The organism is Actinomyces sp. zg-332, from assembly GCF_011751945.2.
GTDB lineage: Bacteria > Actinomycetota > Actinomycetes > Actinomycetales > Actinomycetaceae > ZJ293.
The window spans coordinates 1,293,337-1,317,823 of the sequence record NZ_CP064951.1 but is presented as its reverse complement, the minus strand read 5'-3'; the positions used below and the strand labels follow the sequence as shown (position 1 = coordinate 1,317,823).

11 protein-coding genes are annotated in these 24,487 nt (G+C 36.3%); 6 read left to right on the top strand and 5 right to left on the bottom strand.

The genetic code is table 11. The annotated features are described in order from the left end of the window. Positions 1-236: 236 nt before the first annotated feature. The gene (groL, locus tag HCQ94_RS05235) at positions 237-1,892 is read left to right on the top strand and encodes a chaperonin GroEL (RefSeq protein ID WP_166978533.1); all 1,656 of its coding nucleotides are present in this window, start codon (positions 237-239) and stop codon (positions 1,890-1,892) included. Between the two features lie 738 nt (positions 1,893-2,630). Continuing rightward, the gene (locus HCQ94_RS05230) at positions 2,631-10,937 is read left to right on the top strand and encodes a DUF1542 domain-containing protein (protein WP_196373604.1); all 8,307 of its coding nucleotides are present in this window, start codon (positions 2,631-2,633) and stop codon (positions 10,935-10,937) included. 571 nt (positions 10,938-11,508) lie between these two features. Here the strand turns inward: HCQ94_RS05230 and HCQ94_RS05225 are convergent. After that, positions 11,509-12,063 carry a 2'-5' RNA ligase family protein gene (locus tag HCQ94_RS05225; RefSeq protein ID WP_166982444.1) on the bottom strand — a complete coding sequence of 185 codons (555 nt, stop codon included), beginning with the start codon at positions 12,061-12,063 and terminating at the stop codon, positions 11,509-11,511. Positions 12,064-12,438: 375 nt separating this feature from the next. Between HCQ94_RS05225 and galT the strand changes: the two genes are divergently transcribed. The 3 genes from galT to HCQ94_RS05210 all read left to right on the top strand — a co-directional run bounded on the left by galT (position 12,439) and on the right by HCQ94_RS05210 (position 16,475). After that, the gene (gene galT, locus HCQ94_RS05220; RefSeq protein ID WP_166982439.1) at positions 12,439-13,623 is read left to right on the top strand and encodes a galactose-1-phosphate uridylyltransferase; all 1,185 of its coding nucleotides are present in this window, start codon (positions 12,439-12,441) and stop codon (positions 13,621-13,623) included. Then, positions 13,616-14,848, top strand: a complete 1,233-nt coding sequence (gene galK, locus HCQ94_RS05215; protein ID WP_232525759.1) for a galactokinase — start codon at positions 13,616-13,618, stop codon at positions 14,846-14,848. The genes galT and galK overlap by 8 nt, the downstream gene beginning before the upstream one ends. A 517-nt stretch (positions 14,849-15,365) precedes the next feature. Beyond that, positions 15,366-16,475 carry a BMP family ABC transporter substrate-binding protein gene (locus tag HCQ94_RS05210; RefSeq protein ID WP_166982437.1) on the top strand — a complete coding sequence of 370 codons (1,110 nt, stop codon included), beginning with the start codon at positions 15,366-15,368 and terminating at the stop codon, positions 16,473-16,475. Positions 16,476-16,977: 502 nt separating this feature from the next. On the opposite strand, the gene HCQ94_RS05205 is transcribed toward HCQ94_RS05210, so the two are convergent. After that, positions 16,978-18,702: a phospho-sugar mutase gene (locus HCQ94_RS05205; protein WP_166982435.1), complete on the bottom strand. Its 1,725-nt coding sequence runs from the start codon at positions 18,700-18,702 to the stop codon at positions 16,978-16,980. A gap of 330 nt (positions 18,703-19,032) precedes the next feature. Here HCQ94_RS05205 and HCQ94_RS05200 point away from each other — a divergent pair, with 330 nt between their 5' ends. After that, positions 19,033-20,640 (top strand): leucyl aminopeptidase family protein, encoded by a 1,608-nt coding sequence (locus HCQ94_RS05200; RefSeq protein WP_166982433.1) that lies wholly within the window; start codon positions 19,033-19,035, stop codon positions 20,638-20,640. 195 nt (positions 20,641-20,835) lie between these two features. Here the strand turns inward: HCQ94_RS05200 and HCQ94_RS05195 are convergent, their stop codons facing one another. From HCQ94_RS05195 to gnd, 3 genes are all read right to left on the bottom strand, one after another. Beyond that, entirely contained in the window at positions 20,836-21,441 is a 606-nt protein-coding gene (locus HCQ94_RS05195; protein WP_269775645.1) for an O-methyltransferase, read from the bottom strand. 287 nt (positions 21,442-21,728) lie between these two features. Next, the gene (zwf, locus tag HCQ94_RS05190; protein WP_166982431.1) at positions 21,729-23,102 is read right to left on the bottom strand and encodes a glucose-6-phosphate dehydrogenase; all 1,374 of its coding nucleotides are present in this window, start codon (positions 23,100-23,102) and stop codon (positions 21,729-21,731) included. Continuing rightward, positions 23,095-24,483, bottom strand: coding sequence for an NADP-dependent phosphogluconate dehydrogenase (gnd, locus tag HCQ94_RS05185; protein WP_166982429.1), 1,389 nt, complete (start codon positions 24,481-24,483; stop codon positions 23,095-23,097). The genes zwf and gnd overlap by 8 nt, the downstream gene beginning before the upstream one ends. Positions 24,484-24,487 lie beyond the last annotated feature (4 nt).

The window sequence follows — 24,487 nt, the reverse complement described above, 5'->3', positions numbered from 1 at the left end:
TAGCTGTTTTGCTCTAAAATGTACCGATTTTTACTCTCAAAGCTTACTTTCCGTAAAACACTTGCGCTCTGTGTGGAAGAATGACAAAATATAGTTAGCACTCTCAAAGCTAGAGTGATAATTTTGATTTGTTTGTTGGCGAGATTTCAATAAATAAGTGACATGAACTTATGAATTGAAATCGTCTGTCGCGGGCGTCACAAGCAACCCTTTTATATATGAAGGAAACAACGACAATGTCAAAAATCATTGCTTTTGATGAAGAAGCACGTCGTGGTATGGAACGTGGTCTAAACCTTTTGGCTGACACAGTCAAGGTTACACTAGGTCCAAAAGGACGTAACGTAGTTCTTGAAAAAGATTTCGGTTCTCCAATTATCACAAATGACGGTGTGTCTATCGCTAAAGAAATCGAACTAGAAGAACCATACGAAAAGATTGGTGCAGAACTAGTTAAAGAAGTAGCTAAGAAAACTGATGACGTCGCAGGTGACGGTACAACAACAGCTACTGTTCTAGCACAAGCAATCGTTCGTGAAGGTCTACGTAACGTAGTTGCAGGTGCAAACCCAATTGCTCTAAAGCGTGGTATCGACAAGGCAGTTGCTGCAGTAACAAAGCAACTACTAGCAGATGCTAAAGAAATTGAAACAACTGAAGAAATTGCTGCTACAGCTTCCATTTCAGCAGGTGACACAGAAATTGGTGAACTAATCGCTGAAGCTATGGATCGTGTTGGTGCTGAAGGCGTTATCACTGTAGAAGGTTCAAACAAGTTCGGTTTGTTCCTAGAAGTAACAGAAGGTATGCGTTTCCCACGTGGTTACATTTCACCTTACTTCGTAACAGATGGTGAACGTCAAGAATCAGTTCTAGAAGACGCTTACATCTTGATGGTTGATGCTAAACTATCAGCTGTTAAAGATCTATTGCCTTTGCTAGAGCAGGTTCTAAAATCAGGTAAGCCATTGTTGGTTATTGCTGATGATGTCGAAGGTGAAACACTAGCAACATTGCTATCAAACCAGTTGCGTGGAACACTACATTCAGTTGCTGTTAAGGGTCTAGGATTTGGTGATCGTCGTAAGGCAAACGTACAGGACATTGCTGTTCTAACTGGTGGTCAGGTAGTTTCAGAATCTGTTGGTTTGTCACTAGAATCAGCAGACATGAGCGTCCTAGGTACTGCTCGTAAAGTTATCGTTACAAGCACTGAAACAACAATCATTGGTGGTGGCGGTTCACGTGAGGCAATCGATGCTCGTATTGCTCGTCTACGTGTAGAACTACCAAAGGCTGACTCTGAATACGACCACAACAAGCTATCAGAACGTTTGGCTCGTTTGGCTGGTGGTGTAGCAGTTATCAAGTCAGGTGCAGCAACAGAACTAGAACTAAAAGAACGCAAGCACCGTATTGAAGATGCTATTCGTAACGCTAAAGCAGCTAAAGAAGAAGGTATTGTTGCTGGTGGTGGTGTAGCACTAATTCAGGCAAGTGAAAAAGCTTTCGAAAATCTAAATCTAGTTGGCGACGAAGAAACAGGTGCAAATATCGTAAAGATTGCTATCGAAGCACCTCTAAAGCAGATCGCAGCAAACGCTGGTCTAGAAGGATCAGTTGTTGTTGATCACGTACGTCGTCTAGAAATCGGTTTCGGTTTGAACGCTGCAACAGGTGAATATGAAGACCTAATGGCTGCTGGTATTTCAGACCCAGTCAAGGTTACACGTTCAGCTCTAGAAAACGCAGCTTCAATTGCAGGTCTATTCCTAACAACAGAAGCAGTTGTTGCTATCAAGCCAAAGCCTCCAGTACCTCCAATGGCTCCACCTCCACGTATGGGTGGCATGGGCGGTATGGGCGGCATGGGTGGCATGATGGGAATGTAATTTCCTTAGTGCCATTGGTACCATACTTTTATTGGGTAGAGATATATGTCTCTACCCAATTTTTTATTACTGAGAGTTTTATAGTTATATGCTCTGTGTTAGGGAAAAATTTTAGTTGACAAAATGGTTGCCTACTTATTTATCCAGTTTTATATATTTATATGTGTCTTGCTTTTATATGTGTTTTGTCGTGAATTTTTATGTTTATATCTACAACTGTTGGGTTTATGGAATCTAAAATTTATTTATTTTGTGTTTATGTAGTTTGGGAACTGTATTTATATAGGTATTTAGGAAGTATTTTTATCGTTCATAAATAGGTACTTGCGCTAAAAGTGTGTAAGTTAGTGGTATTAGTAGTTTTGTCTATAAAATATACATAAGGTTTTACATAAAACATGACAGAGCATCTTGTAAACTTTGTCAGGTAATTAAAAAACATTTTTATTGTGTAAATAATAAAATTTAAGTCACTATTGAGAATTATACTCATTAGAAATTATTAAGAAAATGTTATCTTTTATATTTTGTTAAATGTTATTTTGTTTAGATTTGTACATAAATATAGTTTTCCAAAATTTCTCAAAGAATGGTTATATAAAGTTTTTGTAAACAATCTGAATAAAATGCATTGGTGTTCCTATATTGTGTAAAAATTGTGGTTCTATGAAAATTCTGACGTTACAGCTTATTTTGTTTCATAAGCTGGATTTGTTTGAGTGTATATAGAGGATAACTATGGAGAAAATAGGTAAAACTACCATGCCTAATCTTGTTCAGATTAGGCAATACAGCAGAGAAGCTGTAGCGGTACTTATATCAATTTTACTAGTTTTCGGCGTATTAGTTTCTTTGAATGCACCATATGCGAATGCCGATGGTATTTATAACAATGGCAGATACGAATATGCGTACAAAGAATCTAGAGATCTCGCAAAAAATACTGTACAAGTTGATGTTAAGTACACAACAAAAGGCGAAGGATCTAATCAAAAGACCTACGCCGATGTTACTTATACTTTTAACCCATCTGGTGAGTTATGGTTAAACCCACTCTATTGGTTTACAGTGCCACAGGCATTCAAAGAACCTGAATATATTAATATGAATGGTAAAGAATTTCATTCATGGGCGGATTGGGAAAGTAATGTTCACGGACGTTATCTTGCATCAAAATCTCAAAATGAACTAACTGGTGAACACGACACTAGTAAGCATGGTTTCTTTTATGAATTTGACAAGATGTCGGGTATAAAAAGTTATGGTGCTGATAAGTACGATAATACCGGTAACACATATAATATAGTAGAAAAATTTAGGTCAGCTACAAAAACTATTTATATTTCTCATGAAAATGTTGGCCATAAAATAGTCACCATTAGATATCGTGCAGAAGTAAAATCTAAAAATACTGAAGCGGGATTATTAGGTGGAGTTTTCCAACCGTTCAAGAGTTATCGACGCCAAGTTGGTATATTTAGTTTCACACCTGGTGACCCTCCTCCTCTAAGTGAAGTAACTACTCCTAAGTTGCCTCAAAAAACACAAGTAGCAGACTTGGATCATTTGACAGCTGAAGAACAAGATACAGTTGCTAGTAAAATTAGAGAAGCAAATGCGGACTTAGTAGCAAATGGAACTATAACTTCAGTTACTGTAGATGACAAAGGCAATGCTACAGTAACTTATAAAGATGGAAGCCGAGATATAATTCCTTCTACTTCCCTTGTTCGTCAGACACCTCCTCCTCCAGTTCCAGCTGATGGAACAGAAATAGTAGAAGTTGGTGGATTACGCGTTGTTGTTCCTAAACGTAAGATGAAAGTTGGAAATGCTGAAAATTTGACTAATCCAGAGCGTTTGGCAATTAGGGAAAAATTCTACGAATTAAACAGGGGACGACATGGTAGTGGTATTGACTATGTAATCTTGGATTATGCCGATGGATCAGGCAGTGCAACAAAAGCCCTGCAAGAGGGTGTATACGCTGTTAATTCATCCCTACGTGGATCGATTATAATTCGTGACGCAGATATGACTAATAGGGTAAATATACCTAATACCTACTTCGCTACTACGGAAAACGAAAATCCGAGTACAGAACCTGCTCCAGTTACTAATGACGAAAAACAGAAAGCTAAAGATTCTGTAAACAAGTTAACTAACTTGACTCCCGAAGAAATACGTAACTTTCATGACCGTATTGATAGTGCAACTACACGTGAAGAAATAGACACGGTTGTAGATGAAGCTGTTGCTAGACATAATACAGTGGAAGAAGCTAAGACTAATCTAGAAAAAGCTAAGCAAAAAGGTAAAGAAGACATTAACGGCCTGATAGATTTGAGTGACGAAGAAAAACGCTCATTTATTGACCGTATTAATGCTTTGACTTATCCTAAAACGCCAGCTGATGTTGAAGCAATTGTGAACGAAGCTAAGGCTAGAGATTTAGCTAACGCTAAAGAAAACGCTAAAGCAAGTTTAAATGACATTGATCCAGCTATCAAAAATAATTATGTTGGCAGAATTGATGGAGCAAATACTAGAGATGAAATCAAAGCTCTTGTAGACGCTGCACGTCTAGAGGACGCAAAAGCAAAGGCTGCACAAGGTGTACGTGATTTGCATTTGCCTGCTGATAAAGAAACAGAATTCATTAACAACATTAATAATGCTCCGAATGCGGGTGTTGCTTATGCTGAGTTAGAAAAAGCAAAAGCTGAAGCTAAGAAAGACGAAGCTCGTAAAAAAGTTAATGCTGTTCCAGGACTAGATCAAGGTGCAAAAGACGAGTTCTTGCATGAAATTGATGAAGCTAATACAACAGATGCATTAGATAGTATTGTTTTCCGTGCTGAGCAAAAAGGAAAAATTGAAGAAGCTAAGCAAGAGATTGAAAACCTACCAAATCTTAACCGTGGACAAAAAGACACGCTAAAGAATTTGTTAGATTACGCATCTAGTGAAGATGAACTAGCTGAATTAATTTCTGAAGGTAGAACTCTAGATACTGCTATGAGCCGACTAAAAGAAATTCAGGCTTCAGCAGATGCTAAGAAAAATTCGGCTGATTATAATAACGCATCTGAAAATGCTAAGAGGGAATTCGATCAAGCTTTGGATGAAGCAAAATCTGTTACTCCTGCAAACTCAATGATTGACATGAGTACAGATCAGGTCAATGCTCTTATTGAACGTTTAAGAGTTTCTGCAAATAATCTAAGACCAGGTAGTGCTGATATTGCTCCTGCAGTGAACAAAGATAAACTTCGTGAAGAAGTAGGACAACAACAAAGTGTTAAATCAAGTCCTGAATATCTAGGCGCTAGCGAATCCAAGAAAACAGATTATGATAACAAGTTAGCTGTTGCTACTGATGTTTTGAATAATAGTAGTGCTACACAAGATCAGGTTGACAAAGCCCTATCTGATCTAGTAAATGCGCGATTGAAATTGGATGGTAAACCTGCTGATAAGGAACCTCTACGTTCAGCTTTGGAAAAGTTAAATGCTGAACTTGCTGAAGTTGAAAAACCAGAAACAACTCAAGGTAAGACACCTAAGTCTGTTGCTGCTTACAATAACCAAGCACAATCCGCAAGGACAACTAAGCAAAATGCAACTACTGTACTAGATAGTGCTAATCCAACTGAACAAGATATTTCTGAGGCTGTTAGAAAAGTTAATAAAGCCACAGAAGATCTAAAAGCAAAGCGTTTAGCATTGGTAGAGGCAGCAAGTGCAAATAACCGACAAGGTGCTGCTGACCGAGTTCGTGCACACGCTACACAAGCAACAGGTACTGTAAATGACCTTGCTTTGTCAGATGGTGAAAAGACAGCAGTAAACAATGCTATTAATGCTGTTCGAGATGCTGCGATAAACGACATTAATAACCCAGCAGTTACAGGTACTCCTCAAGAAGTTAGTGATAGAGAAAGCAAAGCAAAACTAGATATCGATAAGATTGTTGCTAAAGCTAAGCTTGATGCTGTTGCTAAGGCTAAGAAGGAAGAGATTGGTAATCTTGCTGGTTTGAGTGATGCTGAGAAGCAGCGTTTGAAGGGTGAGGTTGATCAGGCTGTTGCTGCTGCTAAGGCTAATATTGATAGTGATGCAACTAATACTGCTGGTAAGGTTGATGTTGCTCGTGGTGTTGGTGAGCTTGCTATTGATAAGGTTACTGCTAAGGCTGAGTTGGATGCTGTTGCTAAGGCTAAGAAGGAAGAGATTGGTAATCTTGCTGGTTTGAGTGATGCTGAGAAGCAGCGTTTGAAGGGTGAGGTTGATCAGGCTGTTGCTGCTGCTAAGGCTAATATTGATAGTGATGCAACTAATACTGCTGGTAAGGTTGATGTTGCTCGTGGTGTTGGTGAGCTTGCTATTGATAAGATTGCTGCTAAGGCTAAGCTTGATGCTGTTGCTAATGAGGCTAAGGAAAAGATTGATGCTCTTCCTGGTCTAAGTGCAGATCAGAAGGATGCTGCTAAGGCGGCTGTTGATCAGGCTGTTGCTGCTGCTAAGACAAATATTGATAGTGACGCAACTAACACTGTTGGTAAGGTTGATGTTGCTCGTGGTGTTGGTGAGCTTGCTATTAATAAAGAAGTTGCTAAAGCGATGGTTGATTCTCTTCCGGGTCTAAGCGATTCTGAAAAAGCTACTGCTAAACAGGGTATAGACAGCGCTAATACACTTGATGAGGTGCTAGCTAAATCGCGTGAAGTAGCAAAAGAATCTGTTGCAACTTTTGATGGTTTGACACCTGAAGAAAAGACAGCAGTAGATTCTGCTATTGATAACGCTACTACAATCCCTGAAATTCGTAGCATTGTAGAAGATAACAAGAAGAAATCTACCAAAGCAAAAGCTAAGAAAGCCATAGACAATAAGGCTACAGAAACTAAGAATGAAATTGATAACCTACCTGGCTTAAGTGAAGAAGAAAAGACTACATTGAAGAATGAAGTTGACTCTAAAGCTAGTGAAGCAAAGCGCGCAATTGATGATGGAAATACCGATACATCAGCTGAAATTACAACAGCTCAAGCAGATGGTGAGCTTGCTATTGATAAGGTTATTGCTAAAGCTAAGTTAGATTCTGTTGCTAATGAGGCTAAGGAAAAGATTGATGCTCTTCCTGGTCTAAGTGCAGATCAGAAGGATGCTGCTAAGGCGGCTGTTGATCAGGCTGTTGCTGCTGCTAAGGCAAATGTCGATAGTAATGCTACTGATACTGTTGGTAAGGTTGATGTTGCTCGTGGTGTTGGTGAGCTTGCTATTAATAAAGAAGTTGCTAAAGCGATGGTTGATTCTCTTCCGGGTCTAAGCGATTCTGAAAAAGCTACTGCTAAACAGGGTATAGATGATGCTAATACTGTTGATGAAGTACTAGCTAAATCGCGTGAAGTAGCAAAAGCATCTGTTGCTAATTTAGGAGGATTAGACGAGGCAAAGAAGAATGAATTCAACGCTGAGATTGATGGTGCTAATACAGTTCCAGCAATTCGCGAAGTTGTCAAGAACGCCAAACTTGAAAGTAACAGACAGCTAGCTCCTAAAAAAGACAACGCTAAACGAGAAATAGATCACAAAGCCAGCGAAGCTAAGAATAAGATTGATAGCTTGCCTGGCCTAAGTGAAGAAGAAAAAACTGCATTGAAGAATGAAGTTGATTCTAAAGCTAGTGAAGCAAAGGCAAATATTGATAGTGAAGAAACTGACACATCAGAACGTATTACAAATGCCAAAGATACTGGTGAAGTAAGTATCGATAAAGCTATTGCTAAGGCTGAGTTGGATGCTGTTGCTAAGGCTAAGAAGGAAGAAATTGGTAACCTTTCTGGTATAAGTGACAGTGAAAAGAAGCGTTTACAAGCTGACATTGATGAGGTAGTTAATAGTGTCAAAGCAGAAATTGATATGGACTATACCCGCACTACCGAAGAAGTTGAATCTGCTCGTGATGCTGGTGAACTTGTCATCAATGGCATTGTTGCTAAGGCTAAGTTAGATTCTGTTGCTAATGAGGCTAAGGAAAAGATTGATGCTCTTCCTGGTCTAAGTGCAGATCAGAAGGATGCTGCTAAGGCGGCTGTTGATCAGGCTGTTGCTACTGCTAAGACAAATATTGATAGTGACGCTACTGATACTATTGCTAAGGTTGATGCTGCTCGTGGTGTTGGTGAGCTTGCTATTAATAAAGAAGTTGCTAAAGCGATGGTTGATTCTCTTCCAGGTCTAAGCGATTCTGAAAAAGCTACTGCTAAACAGGGTATAGACAGCGCTAATACACTTGATGAGGTGCTAGCTAAGTCACGTGAAGTAGCAAAAGAATCTGTTGCAACTTTTGATGGTTTGACACCTGAAGAAAAGACAGCAGTAGATTCTGCTATTGATAACGCTACTACAATCCCTGAAATTCGTAGCATTGTAGAAGATAACAAGAAGAAATCTGACAAAGCTAAAGCCAAGAAAACCTTAGACGAAAAAGCTGAAGAAGCTAAGAAAGCAGTAAGTGAACTAACGAATCTGAGCGATGAGGAAAAGAAGGCTATTAATGAACGAATTGATTCCAAGTTAGCTGAAGGAAAAGAAAAGATTGACGGAGAAAAAGTCAATACGCCTGAAGAGATAGACACAGCTGAAAAAGATGGTGAACTATCTATTGGCAAAGAGATAACCAAAGCAATGGTTACAGCTTTACCTAACTTGTCCGATGAAGAAAAGAATAAGTTCATTGAAGAAATTGGTGAAATTAATAATTCTGAAGAGCTCGGAGATAAACTAAGTGAAGCTATACTCAAAGATATTTCAAATCTTCAATCTGAAAAGCAAAAAGGCATAGAAACTGTTAATGCTTTACCTGCTCTAACGCAAAAAGACAAAGAAAGAATTAACAAGACAATAAATGCTGCTACCACGATTGAAGAAGTCAAACATATCGTTTCTAAAGCTGAATTAGAAAATGCTATCAAAGATAGCGATTCAACAAGGCAGAAGGCAGAATACATAAAAGCTGACCAAGAAAAGAAGAATGCTTACGATGAAGCATTGGAAAATGGAAAGAGTGTATTCGAAAATCCTAATGCCACAACCGAAGAAATCAACCAAGCACGAGATAACATCATCAAAGCTAAGCAAGCTCTAAATGGTGAAGAAAATACTCGTAAAGAGGCAACCGAAGAAATCAATAAGCTATTCTTACTACCAGAAGAAGAAAAGAATAAGTTTATTGAAGAAATAAAGAATGCTAAATTGGAAGATATCGACGGAATTGTTGAAAAAGCTAAGCAACGCAACGACGAAATTGCAAAGCAACCTGCAACTGAAGAAGATAAGCAAAAAGGTAAAGAAAAAGTTGATGAACTTCCTAACCTAAGCGAAGAAGAAAAGAAGCAGGCTAAAGAAGAAATTGATAATTCCAAGACCAAGGGTGATATCAACAACGCTGTAGAAAATGCAGAAAAGAAGAACGCCCAAAATGGTACAGAAAAACCAAGCGATATTCACAGAGAAAAGGCTATAGAAGAAGTAAATAAACTTCCTAACCTAACTCCTGAAGAAAAGCAAAAGTTCGAGGAAGATATCAAACACGCTAATACAATTTCTGAAGTTGATAAAGCACTAGAAAAAGCACGTGAACTTAACGATAAAGTAGGCAAGGAAAAGGCTGAAAAGAAAGATCTTGAAGAAGCCAAGAAGAAGGCCAATGATGAGATTGATTCTTTGCCTAACTTGTCTCCTGCTGAGAAGGACAGTGCTAAGAATAGTGTTAATGGTGCTGGAGATGTTGCTGGTGTGATTGAGGCTTTGGATAGTGCTCGTCATCAGAATGATTCTAATGCTAATGCTAGTGTTCTTGATGATGCTAAGCATAAGGCTAGTGATGAGATTGATTCTTTGCCTAATTTGACTCCTGCTGAGAAGGACAGTGCTAAGAATAGTGTTAATGGTGCTGGAGATGTTGCTGGTGTGATTGAGGCTTTGGATAGTGCTCGTCATCAGAATGATTCTAATGCTAATGCTAGTGTTCTTGATGATGCTAAGCATAAGGCTAATGACGAAATTGATGCCTTGCCTAACTTGACTCGCGATCAGAAAGATAGCGCTAAGAATAAAGTCAACAGCTCTACAGATCTAACTGGTGTAAATAAAGCGCTAGAAGATGCTCGCAAAGCAAACGATGACGCTAAACCAAGCGGAGATATCAATGCAGAACGCGAAAACGCTAAGAATACTGTTGATGCTTTGCCTAACTTGTCTCCTGCTGATAAGGAGAAGTTTAAGGGTGAGGTTGATTCGGCTGCTACTTCTTCTGAGATAGCTGGTGCTGTTGAGAAGGCTCGTGAGGCTAATGATAAGGCTGTTTTGGATAAGGCTAAGGAATTGGCTAAGGGTGCTGTTGATGCTTTGCCTAATTTGTCTCCTGCTGATAAGGAGAAGTTTAAGGGTGAGGTTGATTCGGCTGCTACTTCTTCTGAGATAGCTGGTGCTGTTGAGAAGGCTCGTGAGGCTAATGATAAGGCTGTTTTGGATAAGGCTAAGGAATTGGCTAAGGGTGCTGTTGATGCTTTGCCTAATTTGTCTCCTGCTGATAAGGAGAAGTTTAAGGGTGAGGTTGATTCAGCTACTACTCCTTCCGAGATAGCTAATGCTGTCCAAAAGGCTCGTGAAACTAACGACAGTAACATGCGAAATTCAGCTAAAGAAGAAGCTAAGAAAGCTATCGAGTCTTTGCCTAACTTGACTGATGAAGAAAAGGTAAAGTTCGAGACAACAATCAACGGTGCAAAAACTGAAGAAGAAATTTCTAAGATTGTTAAGCAAGCTCGTAAGCTAAACGATACTAGAAGCAAATATTCAACAGCTAAAGAACAACCAAACTTAGAAATAAAAGAAGGTTCTAATGAACACAAAGTTCTTCTAAGAAAGAAGAACCTAGTGAATACTGGTTTTGAAAATCAAATACCAGCATTGGTTGTAGTATTGGGCTTTGTTGGAGCAGTAACAGTTGCTTTACGTAAAAAGTTCAATAAATAATTAGCGATATAAATTGTGGGAGCTAGATAGATTTATTTAGCTCCCACAATTATCTACATCATCACTAAATAAATATTTACTTACCAAGTATTTTTATCTACACAATATTTTGTTTATATAGTATTTACACACTTTACCTATCCTGCGCTACGCTCTAGTATGAGTGTTTTCAGTCAGTATTTTGCTTGCAAACTCACTATTTTTAGACACTTAGTGTTTTTTTATTTACTTAATATTTCTGGTTTTTACTTATTGAAGATTTTATGTACTTGCTATTTTGTATACTCAGAGTTTCCCTGTCTTAATATGTTTAATAGTTTCGGTATTTATGCATTAGGTATATAACTCTATGTAGCAAACAGTATTTTCTCTTAGATACTCACCGCTTGTATACTAGATATCTAATTCTACTTACATACAGTATTTTGTCTTTTCGTATGTTTAGTATATGAAAACTAGTATTTGCTAACTTAATGCCGAGAAAATAGCTTCTGTTTAAAGAAGAAGCATTTGAGTAAAAGATTAACGCGTTATATTACGTAGATAAAGAGTAAAGTAGTTATCTAAAACATTAGTTAGATAAGTTTTTTAGAGGTAAGACAGCTATGTTTGTAGAAGAACCATCAGTATCAAGTAAATCCACACAGATTTTTGAACATATAAAAGCTGAATTAAAATCTGAAAATTCATTTTCAAGTACACTGAAACTACTATCAGAAACGTCATGAGCAATTGTTACATGAGGATGAAAACTAAAACGTTCAGATGAAGAATCAATAAATTCAGAGCTCAATACTTTATCATGCAACTCTTTACATTCATCAGCCCCTGAAACTACTTTTATATAAGAAACATTAGAGACTGGTTTAAAAGACGCAACCCCATCTAGCTTTATCCAAAAAGGTTTATAAGTACTAGTTATATCTTCCAGATGTTCCATTATCTTTGGCAAATCCAAGCGATGAAATACAGTAGGTGGAAGTAAAGTGATATGTGATGGGCATAAAGCAGCGCAACCATCTCCGTGTTCAATTCTATAGTTACGTATATATTCGCCATAACAAGAAGGTAAAGATATATAAATTCCTAAAATAATCTCATTTTTTTCAAAATCGGGAATATACATCACACCTCCTTGTGTGTATGATAACTATCAGAACTATAGTCATGATAATAGTAAAAGATAGTTATGTAAATACTGATAACCTACAAAATCTATTCTTTTAAAGGCTAAAAAATAAATGTTGCAATATTGTGAATAAAGTTATTTTAAATGACTATAAAATGCACTACTTTTGTCTTACAACTACTTTCAAATAGAAAAAATAAACATCTCTTTTTCATTATAGTGACTAATACTGTTTTTCTTAGAGTATTATCTAAAACGAATATCAAACATATCAAATTTTAATAATTTTTTAGAATACAAATTATCAGAAAAAGAATAAAAAAAGTAAATAACATATAGTATATATAGGTGTATCAATTTTTTAGGACTGATATGAGTAAAATCAAAAAAACAGTAATAACATTAGCTGATGGAAGAGAGCTAATATATTTTGATGACAGCGTTGAATACGTCAACGGTGATAAAAAACGTTGCGAAGCAGACGAAAGACCTTTGGAAAATAGGTATACTGCGTTTTATGATGATAACGGTAAAGTCAAGGAAGATAACTTACCACAGATGAGGTATGACATTCTTATGGGCGAATGGATTCCAATGGCAACACATAGAATGAATAGGACATTTTTACCTCCCAGAGATGCTAACCCCTTAGGGCCTAAAAAAATAGGTGCAAAGTACAGCGACGGTGAAATTCCAGACACAGACTACGACGTAGTAGTATTTGAAAACCGTTTTCCATCTTTACTTGAAATACCCGAGGCTGGTAACTCGCTTAAAGCTCTTGACGATAATGAACTATTTTTATCTAAACCAGCAAGCGGCAGATGTGAAGTTGTGTGTTTTGGTCCAAATATTGACCAGTCTTTGGTTGAGATGGGGCCAAAACGTATGCGTACAGTAATTGAAGCATGGGCTGATCGTACAAAAGAACTAATGAAACTGGACACAATACAACAAGTATTTTGCTTTGAAAACCACGGTGAAGCTATAGGTGTTACTCTACAACATCCTCATGGACAAATATATGCATATCCGTATGCTACTCCACGTATGAAAACTATGCTTTACAATGTCAAAACATACTTTGAAAAAACCGGCAAAAATTTATTTGATAATCTCATTGAATCTTACAAGAAATCACAACCTGAGTTGATAATACATGAAACAGATAAGTGGATCTTGTATGTTCCATTTGCAGCTAAATGGCCTTTGGAAATGCATTTGATGCCTAAACGTCACGTAAATCGTATTGACCAACTAGATGAGGAAGAAAAAGAAGAACTTTCAAAGATGTATTTACAAATGATTAAAACAGCTAATAAATTCTTTGAGTATGAAAATGGTACATACCTTGAAGTCCCTTATATTAGTGCATGGAATCAAGCTCCTAAAGATAGTACAGAAATAAGACTATTTTGTGATTTCTTCTCATTTCAAAGGAGTATAGATAAACTAAAGTATCTGGCTGGTTCTGAGTCAGGAATGCAAGCTTGGATAAGTGATACAACTCCAGAAAAAATTGCTAAACGATTAAAGGAAGTGTTTGTCAATGATTAATATGCTTATACCTTGGACTGAGGAAGAGGGAAAGACAAGAGTTCAAGCACTTTTCCAAGACACCTTTGGGGATTTGCCTGAAAACTTTTATAAGGCCCCAGGACGAGTAAATATTATTGGTGAACACGTTGATTATAACGCTGGAATATGTTTCCCAATGGCTTTGGAACATTGTACTTTTATAGCTACTAAAACTCGTGCTGATAGAGTGGTAAATATTTGTTCAGCTCAAGAAGAGAAACTATGTAGCTTCGACTTGGATAATATTGGACCTAAGGGTAGTGATAAAGAAGTCCAAGGATGGATAAGCTATGTTGCAGGGGTTTTCTGGGCTTTTATACAAGAGGGATATGAAAATATCGCTGGTTGTGATATAGCACTAGATTCTTGTGTTCCTTATGGAGCTGGATTGTCCTCCTCAGCAGCTTTAGAATGTGTTATAGCTGTTTATTTAGCTGATCAGCTAGGGATAGATATTTATGGCGCTGATAAAGACTTAAAGCGTGCTGATATAGCTAGAATGTGTGTTCGTGCTGAAAACGAAGTAGCTGGAGCGCCCACTGGGGGAATGGACCAGTCAGCATCAATGCGTTGTGAAAGTGGCAAAGCGCTTGCTTTGGACTGCAAAACGTTTACTGCTAACTTAGTTCCTTTTAAGATGGCTGAAAATGATTTGGAGCTACTAGTCATAGATACTAAGGCTGAACATAAACTTGTTGATGGACAGTATGGCAAGCGTCGACAAACTTGTATGGATGCTGCTAAAAAACTAGGGGTGAGTGCTTTACGTGAAATAAGCATAGATACTCTATCAGATAGTTTGGATAAACTAGATAACAATGTTGAGAAGCAAAGAACTAAGCACATTGTGACTGAAATTCATCGAACTCAAGAATTTATCGAAATACTTTCTAACAATACGAGTTATTCTGAAGATATAAAGCAAAAACTTGGTGAAAGAATGTTTGATTCACACCAGAGCTTAAGATGCGACTATGAGGTCAGCTGTAAAGAACTAGATTTAGTCGTTGATACTATGAAAGAAAACGGAGCTTGGGGAAGCAGAATGACTGGTGGCGGTTTTGGAGGCTGTGCGATCGCTTTGATACAAAGGCAAGATCGAGACAGGCTTTCACAAAAAGTTGCTGAAGCTTTCGAAAAAGCTGGATATACTAGCCCTGTTATTATGACTGCAGTTGCAGGTCAAGGGGCAAGAAAACTCTAAAATTTACAGTACTATCTGTCTCTTTTTTAAATGTTTTAGAGTTTTGCCTAATAATCCTATATATTCTTAGGGTTTAACTTAGTGTACCTTTACGCCCATTTATGCTTATAGTTTGCTAAAAGTACAGTTGTGCGTAAAATGTGACTTTACTGTTTGGAAAATACTTACGCTAAAAACAGATTTAAAACTTTAGTTAGCTTTTAAACTGGCACAAGTTTTAAGATATAAAAAGAATATGCTAATTAAAACCTCATATTTTCATATTAAAATATCTGTGTCATTGAAAGAAATAATAAAGTAATATTAGAGATTTGCTTATGTAGAAATGTAAAACACAACAGTTAGATTTTTCGCATAAAACATTCTTTATAAAATGACATTTTACTTGAAATACGTAAGAGATAGGTAAAGTAAGATAAATAAAATGTATCTAAAACTATATATCTTAGTTTGCAATATATATAGTTTTGGTAGAATTGCTTACGGAAACAAAATAGTCTAAATATGAGAGGGAATAATGAACTCTTTGAAGAAAGTAATTGTTGGCGCTACTACATTAAGTTTGTTTTTAGCAGGATGCGCCTCCTCATCTAGTGATAATAATGCAGCTATAAAAGTTGAAAAAAAGGCTTGTGTTATGTTGCAAACCTCACAATCCTTAGACTATGAGCAGAATAAAATACTCGTTGAAGAAACAGCTAAAACTGTTGCAAAAATAAATTCAAAGAAAAAGGACTCTGTAAAAGTATATTCTTTTGGTAAGAATGATTATAAAGAAAAGATAGATGGAGCTATCAAAGAAAAATGTGACACTATTATGGGGATAGGTAAACCAGTTGTTGATTTACTTTCATTCTTTGCAACACAAAATCCTGAAATTACCTTCATATCTATGGGTACTAAATTTGTAAGTAAACTGGAAAATACTAAAGAAATAAATATTTCACTTGAAGAATCAGGATTTTTAGCGGGATATTTGTCTGCTGGAATGACACGTACAGGTAAAATAGCTACTTTTACAGATACTCAGTCATCTATATCTGAAACTTATATGGATGGTATTAGAAAAGGTATAGCAAAGTACAATGCTGATAATGGTACGGGAATTACTTTAGTAGGTTTAAATAAAGAAAACGAAGACAGCAAGAATTCATCAGATAAAAAAGATAGCAAAAATAACGATAATAAAGGTAATCGTAAACCTCTATTATTAAAAGAAAATAATACAGAAGAAATAAAAAAACTTGTTTCCACTTTAGTATCAGATAAAGCAGATATTTTGCTACCTGTTCTACAGAAAAATCAAGAAGTAGTACTTCAAGAAATATCTAACACTCCTAATACAAGCATGTTTTGGATGGGGCAAGATTTTACAGAAATAAAAGATAACCAGAAACTAGTATTAGCAATGACTACAGTCAAAATATCTCATTTTATACAAGCTGTAGTTACAAATACGAATATGGGTGAAAAGATTGTTTCTGACATTGCAACTAACCTTCAAAACGAAGGTCTGAAATTTAAGGTGAATCCTGAGTTAGAAAAAGATATACCAGCATTTTTAACTGATGAAATAAATAAAATAATGGAAAGTTTATCTAAGGGTAAAAAGCTGATTACAACATAATCTTGTGTGATATTTATTTTCTCCCGTAAGAATGTTGCTTATTGAAATTTTAGAACTTTATGTATAAAGCTCTACTCCAATTTATTGCAAGTAACTTTAGTGTATTTTCTGTGTCTTAATAATTATAAAAGTAAAGCTGTGTATTCGGTGAGAAAACTACGTACTATAAGGCTGGTCTAATATTTGGAAGTCCTATTTATAAAGACTGATAGTTTTTACCGTGGTAGTATTATGAGCAAAATAAATGCAAATAATCCCATATTAACTCATTAGAAGCAGTTACTTATTATGTGTATTGGTAAGCATCGTCATATGTGGTTACAAAGGGAAAGATAGTTGAAAACATTGCTCGACTTTTATAGGTATTTTACAAGAATATATTCGAATGGAATAAACACACAAAATTAGCCAAAGGATAAAGAAATTTAAAGCAGATTGTCCCAATCAGCAATCTGAATAGTTACTTTACTTGCGTAGTATAAAATCAGTAAAGTGGCTGATTTTATAGACCTGTGGCTTTTCGTATATCAGTTTTTAGTTGGGCTATACGTCCAGATGCTTGAGTCATCGGGTTACGCATATCTTTCATAGCCAAATATGACGGACCAACTATTTCAGGTGGCACAATTGTTTCAATATAGCATTTTATTTTCGGTTCGGTACCAGAAGGTCTAACAATTATTCGATCATTAGCTGCAGTGTAAAAAATGTATCCAGGAGTAGGTTCAAGCCCATTAGTTGGCTTCATTAAATCTACAATTTTTACCACTTTAGATGAGGCTAAGAAAGTAGGAGGATTATATTTTAGATTCTCCAAACCATGCTCAATAAGATCTTGTTTAGCACGAATGGAAAGTTGGCTTGTAAAATGAAGACCAAATTTCAAAGCAAAAATATCCAGAATATCTTGTAAAGTTTTATTACGGTCGTTTAGTGCATCAGCGTAACAAGCAATAGCTAAACAAGCACTAATTCCATCTTTATCACGTATTGTATCTGGATCCAAACAGAAACCAATTGCTTCCTCGTAACCAAACACGAGTTTAGGGGTGCGTGCGATCCATTTGAACCCTGTTAGAGTTTCTGTATGTTTCACATTGTGTGAGCTAGCAATATGGGAAAGTAGTCTTGAAGAAACTATTGAGTTAGCTAAATACACATCTTTATTCTTATGTTGGCTAGCAACAAGATTTCCTAATAACGACCCAATTTCATCACCATTAAGCTGTCTATATCCCTTAGCAGTTTTTATTGCCACACTACACCTATCAGCGTCTGGATCATTGGCTAGAATAATATCAGCATTCTTCTTTTTAGCTAAAGCTATAGCTAGTTCCAAAGCCCCTGGTTCTTCAGGGTTAGGAAATTCAACAGTAGGGAAGTTAGGATCTGGAATGTGTTGTTCTTCTACATTCCAAATATACTGGAACCCTAGTTTGAATAGAGCAGTATTTAAAGCACGTCCGCCAACACCATGTAGAGCAGTAGTTACTATCTTTAAATTTTTGTTTGAGTTTGCTGGAAATAATTTTAAAGTAGTACTGCAAACGTGGGAAATATATTCATTTAGTATGCTTGAAGGAATTATTTCATAGTCATCTTTTTGTTTTATATCACAAGGTTTTGGAGAAGCTTTGATAAGGTCAAAAATCTCTTTATCAGCTGGAGGAACAATCTGTACTCCGTCACCATATTCTCCACCTAGACGTTTGCCTAGATAGACTTTGTAACCATTATCTTCAGCTGGATTATGGCTTGCTGTTACTACTATTGTGGCGTCTGCTTTTAGTTTTTTAGATGCGAAAACACTAACAGGAGTAGGCTGAGGGGAATTGAGTAAATAGACTTTACCTTTATTTGCTGTAATAATTTTTGCGCTTAAAGTAGCAAAATCTTTAGAGTTATAGCGTGCGTCATATCCTATTACAACTTTATAGTTTTTACCGAGTTTTTCGAGAAGATAATCAGAAATTCCTTTAGCGGCACGGGCGACTACTGAACTATTCATCTTGTTTGGGCCAGGTCCCATTTCGGCTCTCAAACCAGCAGTTCCAAAAGCTAAGTCTGTTTTAAAAGCTTCGTTCAAATAATCAATAGCTTCAGGAGAGCCCTTTTCAGCTTGCAGCCTTAAAGTTTTCAATTCTTCTCGACTATTTTTGTCGATATCGTTTTTCTCCCAAGCTTTGATTACCTCAATATCTATCTTGAGATTGTGTTCTTCAGTCATTCTTCCCCTAAGTTAACACCTAGTGTTCATTTTATGTGATTTATATGTTAATTTGAAGAGTTTTTATATAAAAAATTTGACTAGTTTATGTATAAGAAATAAAATATCCCCAATTTTTTAAAAAAATTTTATAGTAATATTATTGAAGTGTTGCGTTAGAAAGTTTCTAAAAATACATTATACGGTTGGTATATCAATAATACTATTTGCTTTTTAAAAATATGATTGTAATAAAAATATAGATTTTTAATAAGAGTGCAATAAAAACTTAATTTAAGTAGTAAAATGATATGTGTTGTTTATTTATAGAATGTTATGTGGTGATATAAAGTGAGCGTTGACTTCAATATTTTTGACGCACAAAAGTTTTCAAAATTTACTTTTTTATCAGATAAAATTGACACAGTTGTCAAAACTAATGAAATTGGTACTCTAATACTGGACTCTTATATTTCAAATCTTCAAAATGAGACTCAAAATGAGGAAGAAGTAAAAGACGTTTGTGTTTTAGATTCTTATATTGCTGAAATATCTGACTTATATGGATTCGATGTAAAGAATCATCTAGAGAATGAAGGATACAAAGGTAAAAGTGGTAGCACACTAAAAATATCTTTACCTAAGCTAAATGCTGACCTTTGGGAAAATCTGCCTAGTAATATTCTCGTCGTGGGATTGGGAGAAAAAACTCTAGATGATTGTCGTAAAGCTGGGCTTGAACTAGGGCGAGGCACAGTTGGAACTCAAAGTGCTTGTGTTACTTTCATTGATAGTTTGACTGATGAACAGCAAATTGCTTTCTTTGATGGAATTTTGTTGTCTTGTTATCGACAAACACGTATTGCTTCAACAAATGATTTAAAAGACCCTGTGGTGAATATTTTTGTTCTAACTCAAAATGAAGAAAGAGCTTCTGAGAATTTACAGGAAAGCCGTAGGATAGCTGAGGCAACAATTCTAGCTCGTACACTAGAATGCGTTCCTTCAAACGTAAAGAATCCGAAATGGTTAGCTGAAAATTTTGAAGAATTGGTCAAACAGTGCGAAAACTTAGACGGGGAATTAGTGTTTGAATGCATGAATGCTGATGAGCTACGTGAGCGTGGTTTCAACGCTATCTTAGCTGTGGGTTCTGCTTCTGTTACACCTCCTTGCCTAGTTACTATCAAATGGATTCCTAAGAATGTACGTGCAAATACACCAAAAATTGTATTTGTAGGTAAAGGTATTACTTACGATACAGGTGGTTTATCACTCAAACCTCGCGAGAGCATGGTTCCAATGAAAACTGACATGAGTGGTACTGCAACTGTAGTATCTGCTATTTTGTCCATAGCTAAAGCTGGTTTGAATGTTGAAGTTACCGCTGTTGCAACAATGGCTGAAAATGCTATGGGGGCAAGTTCATATCGTCCAGGGGACGTAGTTAAGACTTATGCTGGTAGTACTGTGGAGATTCTAAACACTGATGCTGAGGGACGTATGGTTATGGCTGATGGTTTAGATTACGCAATTAGCGATTTACAGGCTGATATTGTTGTCGATGTTGCTACTTTGACAGGTGCTGCTACATTCGGATTAGGTCGTTTCCATGCTGCCACTTATTCTAACGATGATGAAGTTTGGAATAAAATGTCCAAAGCTAGTAGCGTAATTGGTGAAAATGTGTGGCGTATGCCTTTAGTAGACGATTACCGTGAAGTTTTGCATTCTCCTATAGCTGATATTTGTCATGTTGAAACTGAAGGAACTGTAGGAGCTGGTTCGATTACAGCAGCACTATTCTTAGAACACTTTGTAAAAGGACATAAGTGGTGTCACCTAGATATTGCTGGAGTTGGACGTGCAGGCAAACCTATGGGAGAAGTAAGCACCAACCAACCTACAGGTTTTGGAGCTGCGCTACTATACGGTTTTGTAAAAGAATATGATAAGTAACTCTTATTTCAAATAAAACTTGAGTAATAAATGGAGTGAGTTGATACAAAGGTTACACTTTTAGTAGTTATTAGTGTAACCTTTTATCTATTTTAAAATGAAAGTACACTAGCTTAATACTGCTATTTATCGATTTTCGTAGTATTCTTTTCAAAAATATACTTTACAAGCTAGAAGCGAAAGTACTAGAAATATTTATTGTAAGACTTTCATACATACAGTCATGCCGTCATCATTACCTATTAGAGTTGAAACGACTTCTTCATCTTTGCTAATAGTTTTTAATAGTTCACGCATACAAATAGTGTCGCGGTCACGCATTGCTGGATCAGCAACTTTTCCGTTATGTAAGCTATGTAAAACTACTATTAGCCCACCGGGACGTACCATTTGCTTAGAGTATTCATAGTAGTATATAGTTTCATCTACTTTGCCATCGATAACGACAATATCATAAGCGTTCTTTGCCATGCGTGGTAAAACGTTTAAAGCTCTATCGTTTATAATACGTACAGTGTTACTCTTGTAGCCTGCTTTTTCGAATATTTTTTTGGCTATGGACTGACAGTGTGATTCGTAATCAATAGTTGTTAGCATACCGCCATTAGTTAAGCCTCGTAAAATCCATAGACCAGAACTACCAGTCCCAGTGCCAATTTCAGCTACAGCTTTTGCTTTAGTAGTAGAAACAAGTAAACGTAGGGTAGACCCAGCTGAAGGTGAAATGGGTTTTAAGCCGTATTCGATACTATGTTGCCTAGCTAATTCTAGTAAATCATCTAGTTGTGTATAGTTTTCAATATAGTCCCATACTAAAGCTTTGTCAGTAAAAATGTTTACTCCTAAAATCGATACTACGTAAATTATAAAATGTTTTGACCATAATTAGAACGATGATATAAATATTTTATTGAATCGTTTTCTGTATAACAATCCAATTTTCAAATGATATATCTAAATTTAGTGAGCTTCTAGTATGACTAGTAAAAATTTTAAGTAGCACAATTATATATTAACTTACTTTGAGAATAAAATTCATGCCCCTTAGAAGATACTATGAAAAGCCATATTTACGGCGAAGCATGGAATTATTTCCTCCACTTTTGGTCAGGGTTTTCAGCTAAATTATCGGCCTCTATAGGTCCATTACTGCCCTTAGAATAACTATATATAGGGCGAGTATAACCACGCATTAGTTCATCAATGTATTTCCAGCTAAGCTCTATTTGTCCCCATTTGCTGAACCAAGAATTATCGTTGTTTATACAAGCAAGCAACATACGTTCATAAGCTTCAGGAGTGTTGATTCTGAAAATATCCTCACAGTTTTGGCAAAACTCCATTTTAGCTTTTGTTCTGCCTTTTTCTTCACCTGGAGTCTTAATATTAAACTCGAGATATACACCCTCAATTGGTTGTATTTTCACTATTAGTAAATTAGGCTCTACATCAGGGCTGATACGCTTAAAAGTAATAGTTACTTCCATTTCTCTATCACTTGTACATTTACCTGTGCGTATGAAGAATGGAACGCCACGCCATCTATCATTATCAATGAAAAGCTTTAAAGCTGCATAAGTTTCTGTATTTGAATTAGGTTTTACATTTTCTTCGTCCAAATACCCGTCATATTGAGCCAGTATAAGTGAATCTTTGATATCTATTTTATTTACATCACGCAAATCACGTAAAACGTTAAACTGTTGCTCACTCAAATTCTTAGACGGATCATCCATAGCTACAATACTAAGGATTTGCAGTAAATGATTTTGAACCATATCTTTGACTGCACCAGTTGAATCATAGTAGCCTGCGCGAGAGCCAATTCCTACAAGTTCTAACGCAGAAATATGCACGCACTCTATGTTTTCTTTATTCCACACATTAGAAAAAAGTGGATTACTTTCACGGATAGTCAAAATATTCCGCACCATTTCTTTACCCAAATAATGGTCAATGCGGTAAATATTTTCATATCCAAAAACATACTCAAGTTTGTCATTTAGGATTTTAGCGTCTTCTAGATTTGCTCCAAAAGGTTTTTCTAAAATGATTTTTGGACTGCGAATTGCTGGTATTTTAGCTATACCATTGCTGATAACGTTGAAAAATTCTGGGGCAACCGCCATATAAACTATATGATTTTTTACCTCTAGTTTTTTATAGTAAGTTTGCAAAACTTCATAGTCATCTAAGTTAGTGAAGTCAAGTTTCATATAGTTTATATGCTTATAGAACTCATCTAGCTTAGACTGTTCTACTTTTAGACGAGCATATTTTTCAATCCAAGGTTGTATTATGCTTATATATTCTTCAATAGAATAGTCACGCCTACCTATTGCACAAACATCGAAATCTTCACCTAGTTTTTCTCTGATGAATAGATTGTATAGAGCTGGCAAGAGTTTTCTGTAAGATAAATCTCCAGTACCACCAAAAATAGTTATACCAATTTTAGTCATTGTTTTCGCCCCAGTTGTGGTGTTCAAAACCTTCTATATCAATACGTTCATAGGTGTGTGCTCCAAAGAAGTCACGTTGTGCTTGAATAATGTTTGCTCCCAACTGCTTATGAGATATTTGATTTACAAAAGTCAAAGCAGCGGTGAATAGGGGGAGCGGAAGGCGATGCTCAAGACCTAAAATTGTTATTTGTGCCAATGAATTCTTATAGTTATAAACCCTATCAGAGAAATCTTTATGTAAGAGTAACTCTTTAGTACCATCGCCATAAGCTTGCATTATATCTTGTAATAGTTGTGCTTGAATTATACAACCAGCCCTAAAAATACTAGCTATGTTCTTCAAATTCAAATTCCAGCCAAACCTTTGAGAAGCGTCAGCATATAGTCCAAAACCTTGAGCAAAAGCTAAAGTTTTCGCTAAAGAGTAGGCTTTGAAAAGCTCATCTAAATCTATTGGCTTATGCTGTGTATTTTGTGTAGCAGTGTTGAAATTAGCGCGAAGATTCTTCTGATTACTCATAATGCGAGCTTGGTAAGCAGCCGTAAGCATTGAAGCATTATATTCTTGTTTCAAAGACTCAATACTTGTCCACCTACCTGTGCCTTTATTACCAGCAACATCAACAATCATGTCAATCAAGTCGTTATCAGTGTGGCTATCTTTTTCTTTCAAAACTTTTGAAGTTATTTCTACCAAGTAGCTTTTTACTTCTGTTGATTGCCAACTTGATAAAATCTCACTTATTTGCTTATTAGAGTAGTTACCCACGTATTTTAGTATTAGATAAACTTCAGATAGTAGTTGCATATCAGCATATTCGATACCATTATGTACCATTTTTACGTAGTGACCGCTACCTTCAGGACCTATATATGTACAGCAAGGGGAGCTATCTTTGTGAGCTGCAATAGATTCTAAAATTGCTGATATTTCAGCATAAGACTCTTTGTTTCCAGAAGGCATTATGCTGGCTCCATGCAAAGCTCCTTCTTGCCCACCAGAGACGCCGACACCAAAATAATTTATGTTTTTTTCTGCTAATTCTTTAGCCCTACGTGTTGTATCTTCGTGGAAAGAATTTCCTCCATCCATAATTATGTCGTGGTCTTTCAAAAAAGGCAGTAGTGATTGTATTACGCTATCGACAGGGGAACCAGCAGGAACCATCACAAAAATTTTCTTTGGGCACTCTAGAGATGAAATAAAATCTTCTAGGTTATCGTATGCATCAAAATTCGATATGTTTTGCACTCGTAAATCTTGAACACGCTGAGCAGTTATATCATATCCACTAACTTTAAAGCCTTTATCTATCATATTAAGAGCGAGGTTTTTACCCATTACTCCTAATCCTATTAGACCAATATTACTTTGCATTTTT